This is a genomic window from Bacillus sp. WC2503 (assembly GCF_052682895.1).
In genome coordinates this window covers 3,511,972-3,526,645 of record NZ_JBQYMD010000001.1, presented here as the reverse complement: position 1 = coordinate 3,526,645, position 14,674 = coordinate 3,511,972, and the positions used below count along the sequence as shown (strand labels likewise).

14 protein-coding genes and 1 tRNA gene are annotated in these 14,674 nt (G+C 35.4%); 11 read left to right on the top strand and 4 right to left on the bottom strand.

Annotated features, from left to right (window positions below):
* Nucleotides 1–125 precede the first annotated feature (125 nt).
* Together ACUN26_RS18070 and ACUN26_RS18065 are read left to right on the top strand one after the other, a co-directional pair.
* Nucleotides 126–1,436, top strand: coding sequence for a DEAD/DEAH box helicase (locus ACUN26_RS18070; RefSeq protein WP_000194009.1), 1,311 nt, complete (start codon nt 126–128; stop codon nt 1,434–1,436).
* 232 nt (nt 1,437–1,668) lie between these two features.
* Entirely contained in the window at nt 1,669–2,565 is an 897-nt protein-coding gene (locus ACUN26_RS18065; protein WP_000912445.1) for a deoxyribonuclease IV, read from the top strand.
* A 19-nt stretch (nt 2,566–2,584) separates the two neighbouring features.
* Here ACUN26_RS18065 and ACUN26_RS18060 read toward each other — a convergent pair whose 3' ends face one another.
* On the bottom strand, nt 2,585–2,839 hold the full coding sequence (locus ACUN26_RS18060) for a DUF2624 domain-containing protein (RefSeq protein WP_001048958.1): 255 nt from the start codon (nt 2,837–2,839) through the stop codon (nt 2,585–2,587).
* A gap of 149 nt (nt 2,840–2,988) precedes the next feature.
* Here ACUN26_RS18060 and ACUN26_RS18055 point away from each other — a divergent pair, with 149 nt between their 5' ends.
* The 4 genes from ACUN26_RS18055 to ACUN26_RS18040 all read left to right on the top strand — a co-directional run bounded on the left by ACUN26_RS18055 (nt 2,989) and on the right by ACUN26_RS18040 (nt 6,078).
* On the top strand, nt 2,989–3,867 hold the full coding sequence (locus ACUN26_RS18055) for a YitT family protein (RefSeq protein WP_000435959.1): 879 nt from the start codon (nt 2,989–2,991) through the stop codon (nt 3,865–3,867).
* A gap of 180 nt (nt 3,868–4,047) precedes the next feature.
* On the top strand, nt 4,048–4,818 hold the full coding sequence (locus ACUN26_RS18050) for a metal ABC transporter ATP-binding protein (RefSeq protein WP_001059665.1): 771 nt from the start codon (nt 4,048–4,050) through the stop codon (nt 4,816–4,818).
* A complete protein-coding gene (locus ACUN26_RS18045; protein ID WP_000613814.1) occupies nt 4,818–5,651 on the top strand; it encodes a metal ABC transporter permease in 834 nt (277 codons plus the stop codon). The genes ACUN26_RS18050 and ACUN26_RS18045 overlap by 1 nt, the downstream gene beginning before the upstream one ends.
* A 13-nt stretch (nt 5,652–5,664) precedes the next feature.
* The gene (locus ACUN26_RS18040) at nt 5,665–6,078 is read left to right on the top strand and encodes a Fur family transcriptional regulator (RefSeq protein ID WP_001054515.1); all 414 of its coding nucleotides are present in this window, start codon (nt 5,665–5,667) and stop codon (nt 6,076–6,078) included.
* Between the two features lie 80 nt (nt 6,079–6,158).
* On the opposite strand, the gene ispG is transcribed toward ACUN26_RS18040, so the two are convergent.
* The 3 genes from ispG to ACUN26_RS18025 form a co-directional block, all read right to left on the bottom strand.
* Nucleotides 6,159–7,262 (bottom strand): flavodoxin-dependent (E)-4-hydroxy-3-methylbut-2-enyl-diphosphate synthase, encoded by a 1,104-nt coding sequence (gene ispG / locus ACUN26_RS18035; RefSeq protein ID WP_162148120.1) that lies wholly within the window; start codon nt 7,260–7,262, stop codon nt 6,159–6,161.
* Nucleotides 7,263–7,426: 164 nt separating this feature from the next.
* A complete protein-coding gene (locus tag ACUN26_RS18030; protein ID WP_000825413.1) occupies nt 7,427–7,780 on the bottom strand; it encodes a hypothetical protein in 354 nt (117 codons plus the stop codon).
* Between the two features lie 73 nt (nt 7,781–7,853).
* Complete coding sequence (locus tag ACUN26_RS18025) at nt 7,854–8,612, bottom strand: DUF1189 domain-containing protein (RefSeq protein WP_000021678.1); 759 nt, start codon at nt 8,610–8,612, stop codon at nt 7,854–7,856.
* 242 nt (nt 8,613–8,854) lie between these two features.
* Here ACUN26_RS18025 and ACUN26_RS18020 point away from each other — a divergent pair.
* From ACUN26_RS18020 to ACUN26_RS18000, 5 genes are all read left to right on the top strand, one after another.
* A tRNA-Ile gene (locus ACUN26_RS18020) sits at nt 8,855–8,928 on the top strand.
* 224 nt (nt 8,929–9,152) lie between these two features.
* Entirely contained in the window at nt 9,153–9,764 is a 612-nt protein-coding gene (gene sodA / locus ACUN26_RS18015; RefSeq protein ID WP_001052031.1) for a superoxide dismutase [Mn], read from the top strand.
* A 117-nt stretch (nt 9,765–9,881) separates the two neighbouring features.
* Entirely contained in the window at nt 9,882–11,159 is a 1,278-nt protein-coding gene (locus tag ACUN26_RS18010; RefSeq protein WP_000871363.1) for an MFS transporter, read from the top strand.
* Between the two features lie 109 nt (nt 11,160–11,268).
* Entirely contained in the window at nt 11,269–13,407 is a 2,139-nt protein-coding gene (locus ACUN26_RS18005) for a peptidoglycan D,D-transpeptidase FtsI family protein (protein WP_000038999.1), read from the top strand.
* Between the two features lie 338 nt (nt 13,408–13,745).
* The gene (locus ACUN26_RS18000) at nt 13,746–14,663 is read left to right on the top strand and encodes a PstS family phosphate ABC transporter substrate-binding protein (RefSeq protein ID WP_000871833.1); all 918 of its coding nucleotides are present in this window, start codon (nt 13,746–13,748) and stop codon (nt 14,661–14,663) included.
* Nucleotides 14,664–14,674: the final 11 nt, after the last annotated feature.

Genomic DNA, 14,674 nt, shown 5'->3' with positions numbered 1-14,674 from the left:
GTGAAGAAGGTTAGTTTTTGAAGTAAAAACCTAAACTAAAGATGGATTTTACTTGTAGATTTCGATATAATGTAGACTTGACTGATTTGTGCGCGCAGTAGAAATTTAGAAAGAAGGTGTAACTTATGACACAACAAACTTTTACACAGTATGATTTTAAACCATTTTTAATAGATGCAATTCGTGAACTACGCTTTACAGAGCCGACAGGAATTCAACAGAAAATTTTCCCGGTCGTGAAAAAAGGTGTAAGTGTAATTGGACAATCCCAAACAGGTTCTGGGAAAACACATGCATACTTACTTCCTACATTAAACAGAATTAATCCAAGTCGTGAAGAAGTACAGCTTGTTATTACAGCTCCTACTCGTGAGTTAGCACAACAAATTTACGAAGAAATCGTGAAATTAACAAAGTTCTGTGCAGAAGATCAAATGATTACAGCACGTTGTTTAATTGGTGGAACTGATAAACAACGATCGATTGAAAAGTTGAAAAAACAACCACATATTGTAGTTGGAACACCAGGACGTATTAAAGACTTAGTAGAAGAAAAGGCGCTATTTGTTTATAAAGCGGATACTATTATTGTCGATGAAGCGGATTTAATGCTTGATATGGGATTCATTCAAGATGTAGATAAAATTGCAGCACGTATGCCTAAAAACTTGCAAATGCTAGTTTTCTCTGCAACAATTCCTCAAAAATTAAAACCATTTTTGAAGAAATATATGGAGAATCCAGAACATATTCATATTAATCCGAAACAAGTTGCAGCAGGAAATATTGAGCATTACCTTGTGCCTTCAAGACACCGTAATAAAATTGAATTAGTGAAAAATATGCTACTTCAATTTAAACCGTACTTAGCAATTGTGTTTACAAACACGAAGAAGAAGGCTGATGAAGTAGCCGATGGATTAGCTGAACGTGGGTTAAAAGTAGGGCGTATACACGGTGATTTATCACCACGTGATCGTAAAAAAATGATGAAACAAGTTCGTGATTTAGAGTTCCAATACATTGTCGCAACAGATTTAGCGGCACGCGGTATTGATATTGAAGGAATTAGCCATGTTATTAACTATGAACTTCCATCAGATTTAGATTTCTTCGTTCACCGCGTTGGAAGAACTGCACGTGCGGGTCATTCAGGGATTGCAGTGACAATTTATGATCCAGCAAATGAAGAAGCGTTAGATAGTTTGGAAAAACAACGTCATATCGAATTTAAGCATGTAGATTTACGCGGAGATGAGTGGGCGGATTTAGGTGACCGTCGTCGTCGTAAGAGTCGTAAAAAACCAAATGATGGACTAGATGTTATGGCAACAAAAGTTGTTAAAAAGCCGAAAAAAGTAAAACCAAACTATAAGCGAAAACTTGCAACAGAACGTGACAAAGTGAAGAAAAAATATAGCAATAAAAAAAGATAAGGGATTTCCCTTATCTTTTTTTATTGCAGCTATTTGTGAGAGTCGTAATCAATATGGGTAGAAAAATATGGATTAAAGCTTCACTTAATCCAGTTCATTTAAATGAAGAGTATAGTCTGTTTAAATAGTCATATAAATTTGTGTAGTGCGTTTTTTGTGAACAAACAATTCACTACATATTTCTACAAATTATGCTATCATTATAACTATTGTATATTGAAGAGGTGATTGTATGTTAAAGATTGGATCTCATGTCTCAATGAGTGGTAAGAAAATGTTATTAGCAGCAAGTGAAGAGGCTGTTTCATACGGTGCAACGACGTTTATGATTTATACAGGTGCACCGCAAAATACACGAAGAAAACCAATTGAAGAATTGAACATAGAAGCAGGACGTAAACATATGGAACTGAATGGTATTGAGGAAATTATCGTCCATGCACCATATATTATTAACGTTGGTAATACGACGAAGCCAGAAACATTCCAATTAGGTGTAGACTTCCTGCGCATGGAAATTGAAAGAACAGCGGCATTAGGTGTTGCGAAACAAATTGTTCTTCACCCAGGAGCGCACGTTGGTGCTGGAGCAGATGCAGGTATTCAACAAATTATTAAAGGGCTTAATGAAGTAATAACGCCTGAACAGACGGTTAACATTGCGCTAGAGACGATGGCTGGAAAAGGAACAGAGTGTGGTCGTAGCTTTGAGGAAATTGCAAAGATTATTGATGGTGTAAAATATAATGAAAAGATATCTGTATGTTTTGATACGTGTCATACGCATGATGCGGGTTATGATATTGTAAATGATTTTGACGGTGTATTGAACGAATTTGACAAGATTGTTGGTGTAGATCGATTACAAGTGCTTCATATTAATGATAGTAAAAATGTGCGTGGGGCCGGAAAGGACCGTCACGAAAATATCGGTTTTGGTCATATCGGTTATAAAGCATTGCATCATATTGTACATCATCCGCAGTTAATGAACGTGCCAAAAATTCTTGAAACACCATATGTAGGTGAAGATAAAAAAGATAAGAAGCCACCATATAAATTAGAAATCGAAATGCTGAAAAACGGTACTTTTGATGAGGGGATTCTTGAAAAAATTAAAGCGCAATAAGGAGGGGGGTATCCCCTCCTTATTTTAGTAGTTGCTGAAATAAAGTGTTTACTTGTTGCGCGGTAGCAGGGGAAGTTACTTTTGCGATTTGTTTTAAGAGTTCTAGTCGCTCATTATTATCATAAATGTTAATATTCTTTCCTTTCATAAGTAAAACAATTTGATCAGCTTGTGCAGTTGTAATTGAAACTTCATATTCTTTACTATATTTCAATAACTCTTTTGTAGAAATATGATTTAATTTTTTATTCACAATTTGTTTAATGAGATTCATCGAGTTATCCTCCTTCATACGTTCTTCTATCGAAATATATGAGTGCGTAGCTTGTACATATTCTTATAGAGTTTCTTTTTTCATGAGGAAAAGAAGCGTATGTTATAATGTAAGGACAAAACTACAGAAAAAGAATATAAGGAGGACTTATGGAACAAAAGCAACATCGAAAAGAAAGCGTTATCCATCTCATTTATCGTTTAGTAATGATTATTTTTGGGGCAGCGTGCGCGGCGGTAGCGATTGAATTATTCTTAATGCCAAATAAAATTATTGATGGTGGAATTATTGGTATTTCTCTTATATTAGATTATCTTACTCCTAATATTTGGTGGTTAAGTTTTTCTACTTTAGTTGTTATCCTCAACATTCCGTTTATGTACTCTGGGTATAAGCAAATCGGAAAAACATTTATGTTATCCTCAGCATTTGGGATTGTAGCTTTAGCATTTATTGAATCGACATTACATGCTGTTCCACCATTTACAACTGAGCCCATTTTAGCAACAGTTTTTGGTGGCCTTATTTTGGGGCTTGGTGTAGGACTTGTTATTCGTCATGGCGGATCAATGGACGGAACAGAAATTATGGGGATTTTATTAACGAAGAAATTACCGTTTTCTGTTGGTGAATTCGTAATGTTTGTGAACTTATTTGTTTTTGCATGGGCAGCATTTGTATTTGGTGTCGAACAAGCTATGTATTCTGTTATGACGTACTATATTGCATTCAAAACAATTGATACGGTAATTCAAGGTTTAGATGAAACGAAAGCAGTTTTAATTGTATCAGATCAGTATGAGGAAGTATCAAATGCCATTTTGCATCGTCTCGGTCGTGGAACTACAAAGCTTGTAGCCAAAGGTGGTTACACGGATAAAGAAAAAGAAGTTATTTATGCAGTTGTAACGCGTTTGGAAGTGACGAAGTTAAAATCAATTGTGCATGAAATTGATGAAAATGCATTTGTTACGATTATGAGTACACAAGAAACAAATGGTGGTAAGTTTAAATCAGCTATCCACTAAAAAGTTACTTGGAATATTTTTCGAAAGCAGAGAATTTTTCTCTGCTTTTTGTTATAATAGTAAGGTTTCTTGAAAAAATAGATATAATTTAGGCAGATTGGTTTACAACTATAATAAGCTGTACTATAATTCAAATAGATATAAATCGGAATCATTCTGAATTAAAATAGGTGAGATGCTATGAATAATATATTGGAAATAGAAGGATTAACGTTTCGATATGAAGATCGAAATGTGTTAGAAAATATTAATTTGCAAGTTCCGAAGGGAGCTTTTTTAGGTTTAGTTGGGCCAAATGGTTCTGGGAAATCCACTTTACTAAAATGTTTATTAGGCGTTTTAAAGCCTAAACAAGGGAGTATTCGCTTGTTTGGTGTTGATAGCAAGAAGTTTAAAGAATGGAACAAACTTGGCTATGTATCCCAAAAGGCAAATAGTTTCAACTCTGGTTTTCCAGCAACTGTTTTTGAAGTTGTGTCAATGGGGCTCGTTTCGAAAAAAGGTCTTTTTCGCTTTTTCACGAAAGACGACAAGGCGAAGGTAGAAAAGGCGATTGCTGATGTAGGGATGAGTGAATTTCAAGGTCGCAATATTGGAGAGCTTTCTGGTGGACAACAACAACGTGTATTTATTGCTCGTGCGCTCGTTAGTGATCCTGAATTACTTATTTTGGACGAGCCTACTGTTGGGATTGATGTGAAAAATGTGGAAAGTTTTTATGAGATATTAGAGGATTTAAACAAAAGGCTTGGGATTACATTAATTCTTGTTACTCATGATATGGGGGCTGTTACCGAGAAAGTAACACATGTTGCATGTCTAAACCAACATTTACATTTTCATGGGAATGTAAAGGAGTTCCGAGAGTTAGAAGATGCAGAAATGTCCGTCTTATATGGACATCATGTCCATCGTTTAAAACACGAGCATGAGCATCACGGGAGGATATAATGATACAAGATTTTTTACAATATGACTTTTTACGTAATTCTTTATATGCAGGTATTTTAATTGGACTTGTTGCACCGCTTATCGGTGTGTTTGTTGTTATTCGTCGTTTATCTCTTATTGCAGATGCATTAAGTCACGTGACGTTATCAGGTATTGCAGCAAGTTTACTACTTGAAAAAACAATTTTTACAGGTGGCTTTTTAAATCCCCTATATATGGGGATGATTTTCTCGATTGGGGGAGCGTTACTAATTGAAAAGTTACGAACTGTATATAAGCATTATCAAGAATTAGCAATTCCGATTATTCTTTCAGCAGGAATGGGAATTGGAGTTATTTTCATTTCACTTGCAAATGGATTTAACACAGACTTATTTAGTTATTTATTTGGTAGTGTAAGTGCTGTAACGAGTACGGATTTAATTATTATTGGGATTGTAGCAATTGTTGTTATTGCGACAATTATTTTATTATATAAAGAGCTGTTTTTATTATCATTTGATGAGGAATACGCAGTATCAACTGGTTTAAGGGCAAAATGGATTCACTTTATCTTCATTATATTAGTTGCTCTTGTCATTGCAGTATCAATGCGTGTAGTAGGTGTTCTTCTCGTATCCTCATTAATGACGTTACCAGTTGCAGCAAGTATTCGTATTGCTAAAGGATTTAAACAAACAATTTTCTTTTCCATTTTATTTGGTGAAATTGCAGTAATTGGTGGAATGTTTGCTTCGTATCAACTTGATCTAGCACCAGGTGGTACAATTGTTATGATAGCAGTTCTTATTTTAATCGGTGCGATTTTATGGAAGAAGAAAAAAACTGCATAAAGTAGGGATAGGTATGAATCTAACAGAAGCTTTACGCCTAATGAAAGAAAAAGGATACAAACATACTGGGAAAAGGGAAGAGATGCTCAGATTATTTGCAGCTCACAATCGTTATTTAACAGCAAAAGATGTTTTAGAGCATATGAAGGATGATTATCCAGGTCTTAGTTTTGATACGATTTATCGTAACTTAACGGTTTTTGCTGAAATCGGCGTTTTAGAACAAACAGAATTAAATGGTGAAAAACATTTTCGTTTTACATGTTCCATTATGGAACATCATCATCATTTTATTTGTTTAGATTGCGGGGGAACGAAAGAGATTACTTCCTGTCCAATGGATTTTATGAATAAAGATTTTAACGGTTATGAAGTAACAGGGCATAAATTTGAAATATACGGCCGTTGTCCAAAGTGTGCAAAATAAAAACTCGTCGGTTATATAACTGACGAGCTTTTTTGCATAAAAAAGAAGGTTGCTCACAAATATTGTGGGCAACCTTCTTTTTATTGTTCTTGTGTTTCTTTTTCTTTATCTCTTTCAGCAGCCATTTCAGCAGCAATTACATCGATTTCTTTTTTCAGTTCTTCTACCATTGTTTCTTCTGGTACTTTACGAACAACTTGCCCTTTACGGAATAATAATCCTTCTCCACGTGCACCGGCAATACCGATATCAGCTTCACGAGCTTCACCAGGGCCGTTTACAGCGCAACCAAGTACTGCAACTTTAATTGGTACTTGCAGTGTAGAAATATATTCTTCCACTTCGTTAGCGATGCTAATTAAATCAATTTCAATACGACCGCAAGTTGGACAAGAGATAAGTGTTGCTGCATTAGATGCAAGACCGAATGACTTTAATAGTTCACGTGCAACTTTTACTTCTTCAACTGGATCAGCACTTAATGAAATACGAAGTGTGTTTCCGATGCCTTTACTTAAAATTGCTCCAAGACCAGCGGCACTTTTTACAGTTCCAGCAAACAATGTGCCAGATTCTGTAATACCTAAATGTAATGGATAATCAAAAGCGCGAGCAGCTTTTTCATATGCTTCAATTGCTAAGTTAACATCAGAGGCTTTCATAGATACGATAATATCGTGGAAATCTAAGTCCTCTAAAATTTTAATGTGATGTAGTGCGCTCTCAACCATGCCATCTGCAGTTGGGTATCCGTACTTTTCTAAAATGTGACGCTCTAATGAACCAGCGTTTACACCGATACGGATTGGAATGCCACGCTCTTTTGCTGCATTTACAACAGCTTCTACTTTATGGCGACGACCAATGTTACCTGGATTGATACGTACTTTATCAATGCCACCTTCAATTGCTTTTAAAGCAAGGCGATAATCAAAATGAATATCAGCAACAAGTGGAATGTTGATTTGTTTTTTAATATTAGCAATAGCATTTGCTGCGCGTTCATCTGGAACGGCAACACGAACAACCTGACAACCAGCTTCTTCTAAACGTTTAATTTCAGCAACTGTTGCTTCAACATCATGTGTTTTTGTTGTTGTCATACTTTGTATAATTAATTCATTATTACCGCCAATTGTTAAATTACCGACTTTAACTGGACGTGTTTTTGTACGATGAGTCATTTCATTCACGAATAGATCGCTCTCCTTATAAAAGAAGTTTCTTATTTAGTCCCTCATATCAATGATAGTATACGTGATATAGGGCTATAGAAACCGAAGTGCTCGGTTTCACTTTTACTATTGTATCAGCGCCTTTATGTAATTGACAAGGATTAAGTGATCGCTTATTGATATAACGGGAATTTATAAGTCTTTCCAATTTGAATTTTTGTAGCAGATGTACTTTTATTTAATTGTTTAAAGTCATCAATTACCTTTTCAATAGAAGGGATTTTTTTCTTATTAATTTGTTCTGTAATCGAAAGAACGGTCTCACCAGTTTTTACTTCAATTGCTTTATAAGTAACATCTGTTTCTTCCTTTTTGCTTTGTTTTGTAGTTGTTTCTTCTTTTTTTATAGTTTGAGCAGCTGTTGTTTTTTTGTATGAACTTAACATCGGTAAAGTACCGATTTTTATATCGTAATAAAATATATAACCGAGAACAAGCACGAATAAGAATATACCTAATCTCTTCATATTCTTCACTCCTTTGCTAGGAATATATGCTTGTCCAAAAAAAAAATGCCTATTTAGGCATTTTTTATCGTTCTTATTTTTCTTTCGGTTGTGGAACTTCTTTAAGTGTTAAGTATAGAACAATTAAAACAACTGCGATATAAATGAATGTTGAACCAGGTACGACGATTTTAAATAAATCCATAATCATAAAGAAGATTGTTGGAATTGTGTAACTGTAAGCAGTTAATGTCCAAACTTGTTTGTAGGATAATTTACGTTGTCCGCTCATAGCAGAACCGATGAACGCAAGTAAAGTCACGCCTACAAAAGTAATGAATAATTGGAATAGGTACACTAAAAATCCGATAACAAATAATAAAATTGGATAGATACTATCGAATAGAGAAATAAAGTCTTGTAAATCTTTTTTCTCAAGAGATGCACCTAATAAGTCGTTATAGGAATACGTTTGTGTTTGACCATTTCCCATGGAGACTACTTTATCTTTTAAAACAAATAAACCCGTTTTATTTTGATATTTTTCTAAGTTTGTTGAATTTGGATCAAATACGAAAAGGGCATTTCCATCTTCTTTTTCGATAGGTTGATCAATATCTGCTGTTAGTTCGCCATTTTCAATTTTAAAATCAGGTAAATCTTTTTCGATTACTTTATTTACCATATTAACACCGTCTTGAATAACGCTACCGTACAAGAAAGTTCTTGGAATAGTAGTGATTAGGCAAAGAAGCATAATATACAAAATGGTTTTACCGATTTTTTGAAAACGGAAAAGCGCAATATCTTTAGGCGAATATACGCTTTTTGCTAGCTGTTTAAAAATGGACATAGATTCACTTCCTTTATGTATGTATAAAGTCATTGTAACGTAGGAATCTAGAGAATCTCAAGATATATTATATTTACATATAGTGGAGATAACTAAATTTCTTTTTAATAATTTTCTTCTTTTAAATGAGAAAAATACAATTGACACTTTTCTTTTTTATATGGTAAATTTATCTTACATTTCTTAAAGGATATATCCGATAGGAATTCAGTTGTTTAATATGTTATTACATACATAATTATGGACCCTTAGCTCAGCTGGTTAGAGCAGACGGCTCATAACCGTCCGGTCGTAGGTTCGAGTCCTACAGGGTCCATACCCATTTCGCATGTTTATTATGTCAGCAGGAAGCTTCCTTGTAGAAGGAAGCTTTTTTTACGGAATATATGAGCATTTTAATTGAAAAGAAGTGGGAATTTTGCTACTTTAATGATAGCAAGACAATGTGATTTATTTGTTTGCACCCTATGGCAATTAGGGTAGAATGAAGTTGTATGTCACACATATGGTGGCAATACATAAACTGGGAGGAATATAACAATGGCAAAACACGAATTACCAAACTTACCTTATGCGTATGATGCTTTAGAGCCTCACTTTGACAAAGAAACAATGAACATCCATCATACAAAACATCACAACACGTACATTACAAACTTAAACGCTGCTTTAGAAGGTCATGCAGAACTAGCTGACAAAAGCGTTGAAGAATTAGTTGCAAACTTAAACGAAGTACCAGAAGCAATCCGTACAGCAGTACGTAACAATGGTGGTGGACATGCTAACCATACATTCTTCTGGACAATTCTTTCTCCAAACGGCGGGGGACAACCAGTAGGCGAACTTGCAACTGCGATTGAAGCGAAATTCGGTAGCTTCGATGCATTCAAAGAAGAATTCGCAAAAGCTGGCGCAACTCGCTTCGGTTCTGGTTGGGCTTGGTTAGTAGTAAACAATGGTGAGTTAGAAGTAACAAGCACGCCAAACCAAGATTCTCCTCTAACTGAAGGTAAAACTCCAGTTATCGGTTTAGATGTTTGGGAGCATGCTTACTACTTAAATTACCAAAACCGTCGTCCAGACTACATCGGTGCATTCTGGAACGTTGTAGATTGGAACGCTGCTGAAAAACGTTACCAAGAAGCAAAATAATTATAATAATTATAGAAAAAAGCTAGGAGAATGCTCCTAGCTTTTTTCTATGCTTTCCTTTTACATAATTGGGCTTGTCTTTGGAAGACTAGAACATGAAGTAAAGGAGAGTTGTGTATGAAGTGGAAACATATAATTGGTGACGTTGAAGTGAATCGGGATTTAGTGTTATTGCTCCTTATTGGAGGTTTATACACGCTCGCAATTTCTTTATCGAATACGTTTGTTAATATTTATTTATGGAAACAAACACAAAATTATGTGAATCTTGGCTTGTATAATTTGGCCAGCGTTGTATTGCAGCCTCTCACATTTCTTATAGGTGGGAAATTAGCGAAACGTATTGACCGCTCAATCTTGTTACGAATAGGCGTAGGCACGTTAGCAATTTTTTTTATCGTTGTTTTAGTAGCGGGAAAAAGCGCTTCTCACTATATTTTATTAATGGGGGCTCTTTTAGGAGTCGGATATGGTTTTTATTGGCTCGCGTTTAACTTATTGACATTTGAGATTACAGAACCAGAAACAAGAGATTTCTTTAATGGGTTTCTTGGACTTCTTACATCCTTCTCTGGAATGATTGGACCGATAGCGGCAGGATACACAATTTCACGTATGGCAAAATGGAGTGGTTATACTGTCATATTCTTTCTTTCATTAGTGCTATTTGCAATTGCTGTCGTTTTAAGCTTTTTTTTATCTAAGAGAGAATGTGAAGGGCGTTATGAAATTACAAAAGTATTGAAGGAGCGACGGATTGATAAAAATTGGGGGAGAATTACACGTGCTCATTTTTTCCAAGGGTTGAGAGAGGGAACATTTATTTTTGTTATTTCAGTATATGTGTACTTAGCAACCGATAGTGAGCTCGCATTAGGGAAATATAGCTTAGTCAACTCCGCTGTATCATTTGTATGTTACTACTTAGTTGCTCGTATGTTGAAGAAAGAGTGGCGAAAAAAAGCGATTTTGCTTGGAGGCATTATTTTATATGCGGTCGTATTTTTAGTTATATTCAATGTTACATACACAAAATTACTTATTTATGCAGCATGTATCGCGATCGCATACCCTATTTTACTCGTTCCGTACGGGTCAATGACATATGACGTAATTGGTAGAGCGAAAAATGCGAGAGAGTGGCGTGTAGAGTATGTAGTTGTCCGGGAATTATGGTTAAATGCTGGAAGGATTTGTTCGGTTTTAAGTTTTTTATGTGCTGTGTTATTCTTTCCGCCTGAAAAAAGTTTACCTTTCTTACTATGTATTTTAGGTGCTGGACATTTTCTTATTTATTTTGCAATTAAAAATGTCAAATATGATGAGGGAAATGTGGGGAAAACCAGCGTTGTAGCGCAAGAAACTACTCAGAATCAAACTGAACCAGAAGGTTAACTTATCGTTTGTTTTATGCTAAAATAGAAAAAGATGTAAGACAGCAGTGAGGACACCTGTATGAAGGTGTCCCTTTCACATTACATAGCTGTTGGTAGAGGGGGTTTGTATGAGCAAGAAGCAGAAACAACAAAAGAAAAAAACTCACGTTCCTTTTCGATTAAACGTGCTGTTTTTTTGCGTATTTTTAATGTTCTCCGCGGTTATTGTAAGGCTCGGATATGTACAAATTGTTCGTGGTGAGGAATATAAGAATGAAGTAGAGAAGAAAGAGAATTCAACGATAAGTAATCCTGTACCGCGCGGGAAAATCTTTGACCGCTATGGGCGACCTGTAGTAGATAATACAGCTGTTCGTACTATTACATTTACAAAAATGAAAGGATCAACTGCAGAAGATCGCTTAGAAACAGCGAAAAAATTAGCAGAGTTGATTGAAGTACCGACAGATAAATTAACAGATCGAGATAAAAAAGATTATTGGATTGCGATGCATAAAGAGGAAGCGAAAACAAAAATTACGAGTAAAGATCGTCAAGAATTGAAAGATAACAAAATTGACGATAAAGAATTAGACGAGCGTCAACGAAGTCGTGTAACAGAAGAAGAGATTAATCAATTATCCGCAAAAGATTTAGAAATACTAGCGATTAAAAGTAAGATGGACGGCGGATATGCAATGACACCTCAAGTTATTAAAAAAGATGCTACAGAAAAAGAATATGCGATTATTAGCGAGAGCCTAGCAACATTACCAGGTGTAGATACGAATGTTGATTGGGATCGAAAATATACGTATGATGATTTATTCCGAAGTGTTCTTGGTGGGGTGTCGACGGCGGATGAAGGTTTACCGAGAGAAAGACTAGATTACTATCTGGTTCGTGATTATAATCGAAATGACCGAGTAGGGAAAAGTTATCTTGAACAGCAATATGAAGATAGCCTGCACGGTACGAAAGCAGAAGTGAAAAATATTACAGATAAAAATGGTAATATTTTGGAAACGATTAATGTATCGCAAGGACAAAGCGGTAATGACCTGAACTTAACAATTGATATGGAATTACAAAAGCGTGTGGAAGATATTCTTGCGAAAAACTTAATGAGATTTAAAGGAGCGGAACCTCTTTTAGATCGTGCTTTCGTTGTTATGACGAATCCGAAAAACGGTGAAGTGTTATCTATGGCTGGAAAACAGCTTGTTACGAATGATGAAGGAAAAACTGATGTGAAAGATTTCGCTTTAGGTACGATGACAAGCTCGTATCCTGTAGGTTCAACAGTAAAAGGTGCAACGATTCTGACAGGGTATCAAACAGGTGCAATTCAACCAGGATCGGTACAGTTAGATGAACCAATCAAATTAAAAGGTACACCGACGAAATCATCTTGGAAAACAATGGGATATATTAATGATCTTACAGCGTTAAAAATGTCTTCTAACGTATATATGTTTAAAACAGCGATGAATATTGCTAATGTTCCATATGTGAGAGGTGGTACGTTAGATATAAAACAAAAATCATTTGATACGATGCGTTACTATTTCGGGCAGTTTGGATTAGGTGTAAAAACAGGAATTGATTTACCGAATGAATCTGCTGGTCAGATGGGTAGAACAGACAATATCCCAGGGTTTTTACTTGATTATGCAATCGGTCAATATGATACGTATACACCACTTCAATTAGCTCAGTATATTTCAACAATTGCCAATGGTGGATATCGTATGCAGCCGCAAGTTGTGAAAGAGATTCGTCAACCGGCAGTGAAACCGGAGGAAGTTGGAAAAGTTGTTCATTCGATGGAACCGAAAGTGCTAAATCGTATTGATATGCCTGAATCACAAATTAAACGTGTTCAAGAAGGATTCAGACAAGTATTTAACGATTCGGGTGGTACAGCTACAAAATACTTTACAGGTGCAAAATATAAAGCTGCAGGGAAAACCGGTACAGCCCAAACTGTGTATGGCGGAGATAAAGAGATTGGTAGAAATGCAAAAGGTGAGCGTGTTCAAGTTTATAACTTAACATTAGTAGGTTATGCGCCACTTGAAGACCCTGAAGTAGCATTTTCTGTTGTTGTTCCGTGGGTACATGATGATAAGACTGGTATTAATGGATATATTAGTCGTGAAATTATGGATGCTTACTTTGATTTGAAAAACCAAGAAATAAATGGTGAAGCTCCAAAAGATGCAAAAGATAATAAAAATGAAAAAGAAGATCAAGATGAGGAATAAAAAAGTTGTAAAAAAAGCACACTATCTGAAAAGATAGTGTGCTTTTTTTTATGGTTTATGCATATCGTGTAATAAATGTGGACAAGTATAAAATATTGGAAAAAGCACGCGGTCTCACAAATGATAATTTTATATTGTGTATAGGGGGATAACTGTCTTATGGACTAATTAATTATCGGTGGAAATGAATAGCGGCTACTGATTAAAGTTTTATCTTATGTTGATTCCTGTGGAACTTTACAAAACTTTTACAAACAATTAAAACCGAATTAATAGTTTAGCAGTATTCTTATATCTGTAATCCTGTTATTTCCGGTTACTTCTAGGAGGAAGAACACGTGAAATGGATGAGTGCATCGATTAAAGTTTTTATATTATCGACATGGTTCCTTTGTTTTGGCATATCTACTGCATTTGCTGTGAACGAAATGGGAGAAGTGAGAGTTGATGGATCCTCAACGGTTTTTCCTATTATAGAAGCAGTAGCGGAGGAATATACAAAGGAGCATCCAAACGTGAAAATTTCTATTAGTGTTTCTGGAACTGGAGGAGGATTTAATCGTTTCAGTAAAGGAGAAGTGGATATAAATAATGCTTCGAGAGTAATGAAACAAGTGGAAGAAAATGAAATGAAGAATAACTCCATTCAGTTTACACCCTTTGAGGTTGCTTATGATGGTCTTACGATTGTTGTAAATCGTCACAATACTTGGGTAGACAATATGACAGTAGACGAGTTACGTCTCTTATGGAGTGAAGATGGAAGAGAGAAGCGATGGTCGCAAGTTCATTCAACATGGCCACGTGCACAAGTGAAGTTTTATGCACCAGGTGTAGACTCTGGTACTTATGATTATTTTCAAAATGTCATCTTACAAAATCGTCGCATTGTAAAAAAAGTCTCTTTGTCTGAAGATGATCAAGTTATTATGCAAGGAGTAATGCATGATAAAAATGCCATTGCTTTTGTAGGATATGCTTATTATATGGCCAATCGAGATAGGGTGAAAGCGATAAAAGTGAACGGTGTATTTCCGACGAAAGAGACTATTCAATCAGGTGATTATAAGCCGTTATCTAGATCGTTATTTACTTATGTGAATGATGCATCTATCCGACAAAAAATAAATGTAGCAAATTATGTTGAGTTTATGATCAAACATGTTGGTAACCTCGCTGAAGAGGTTGGATATGTAAAATTACGAAAAGAAAAATATAATGAACAGCTGCGAATGTTAACAGAAATCAAAAGGTAATGTCAGGGTGG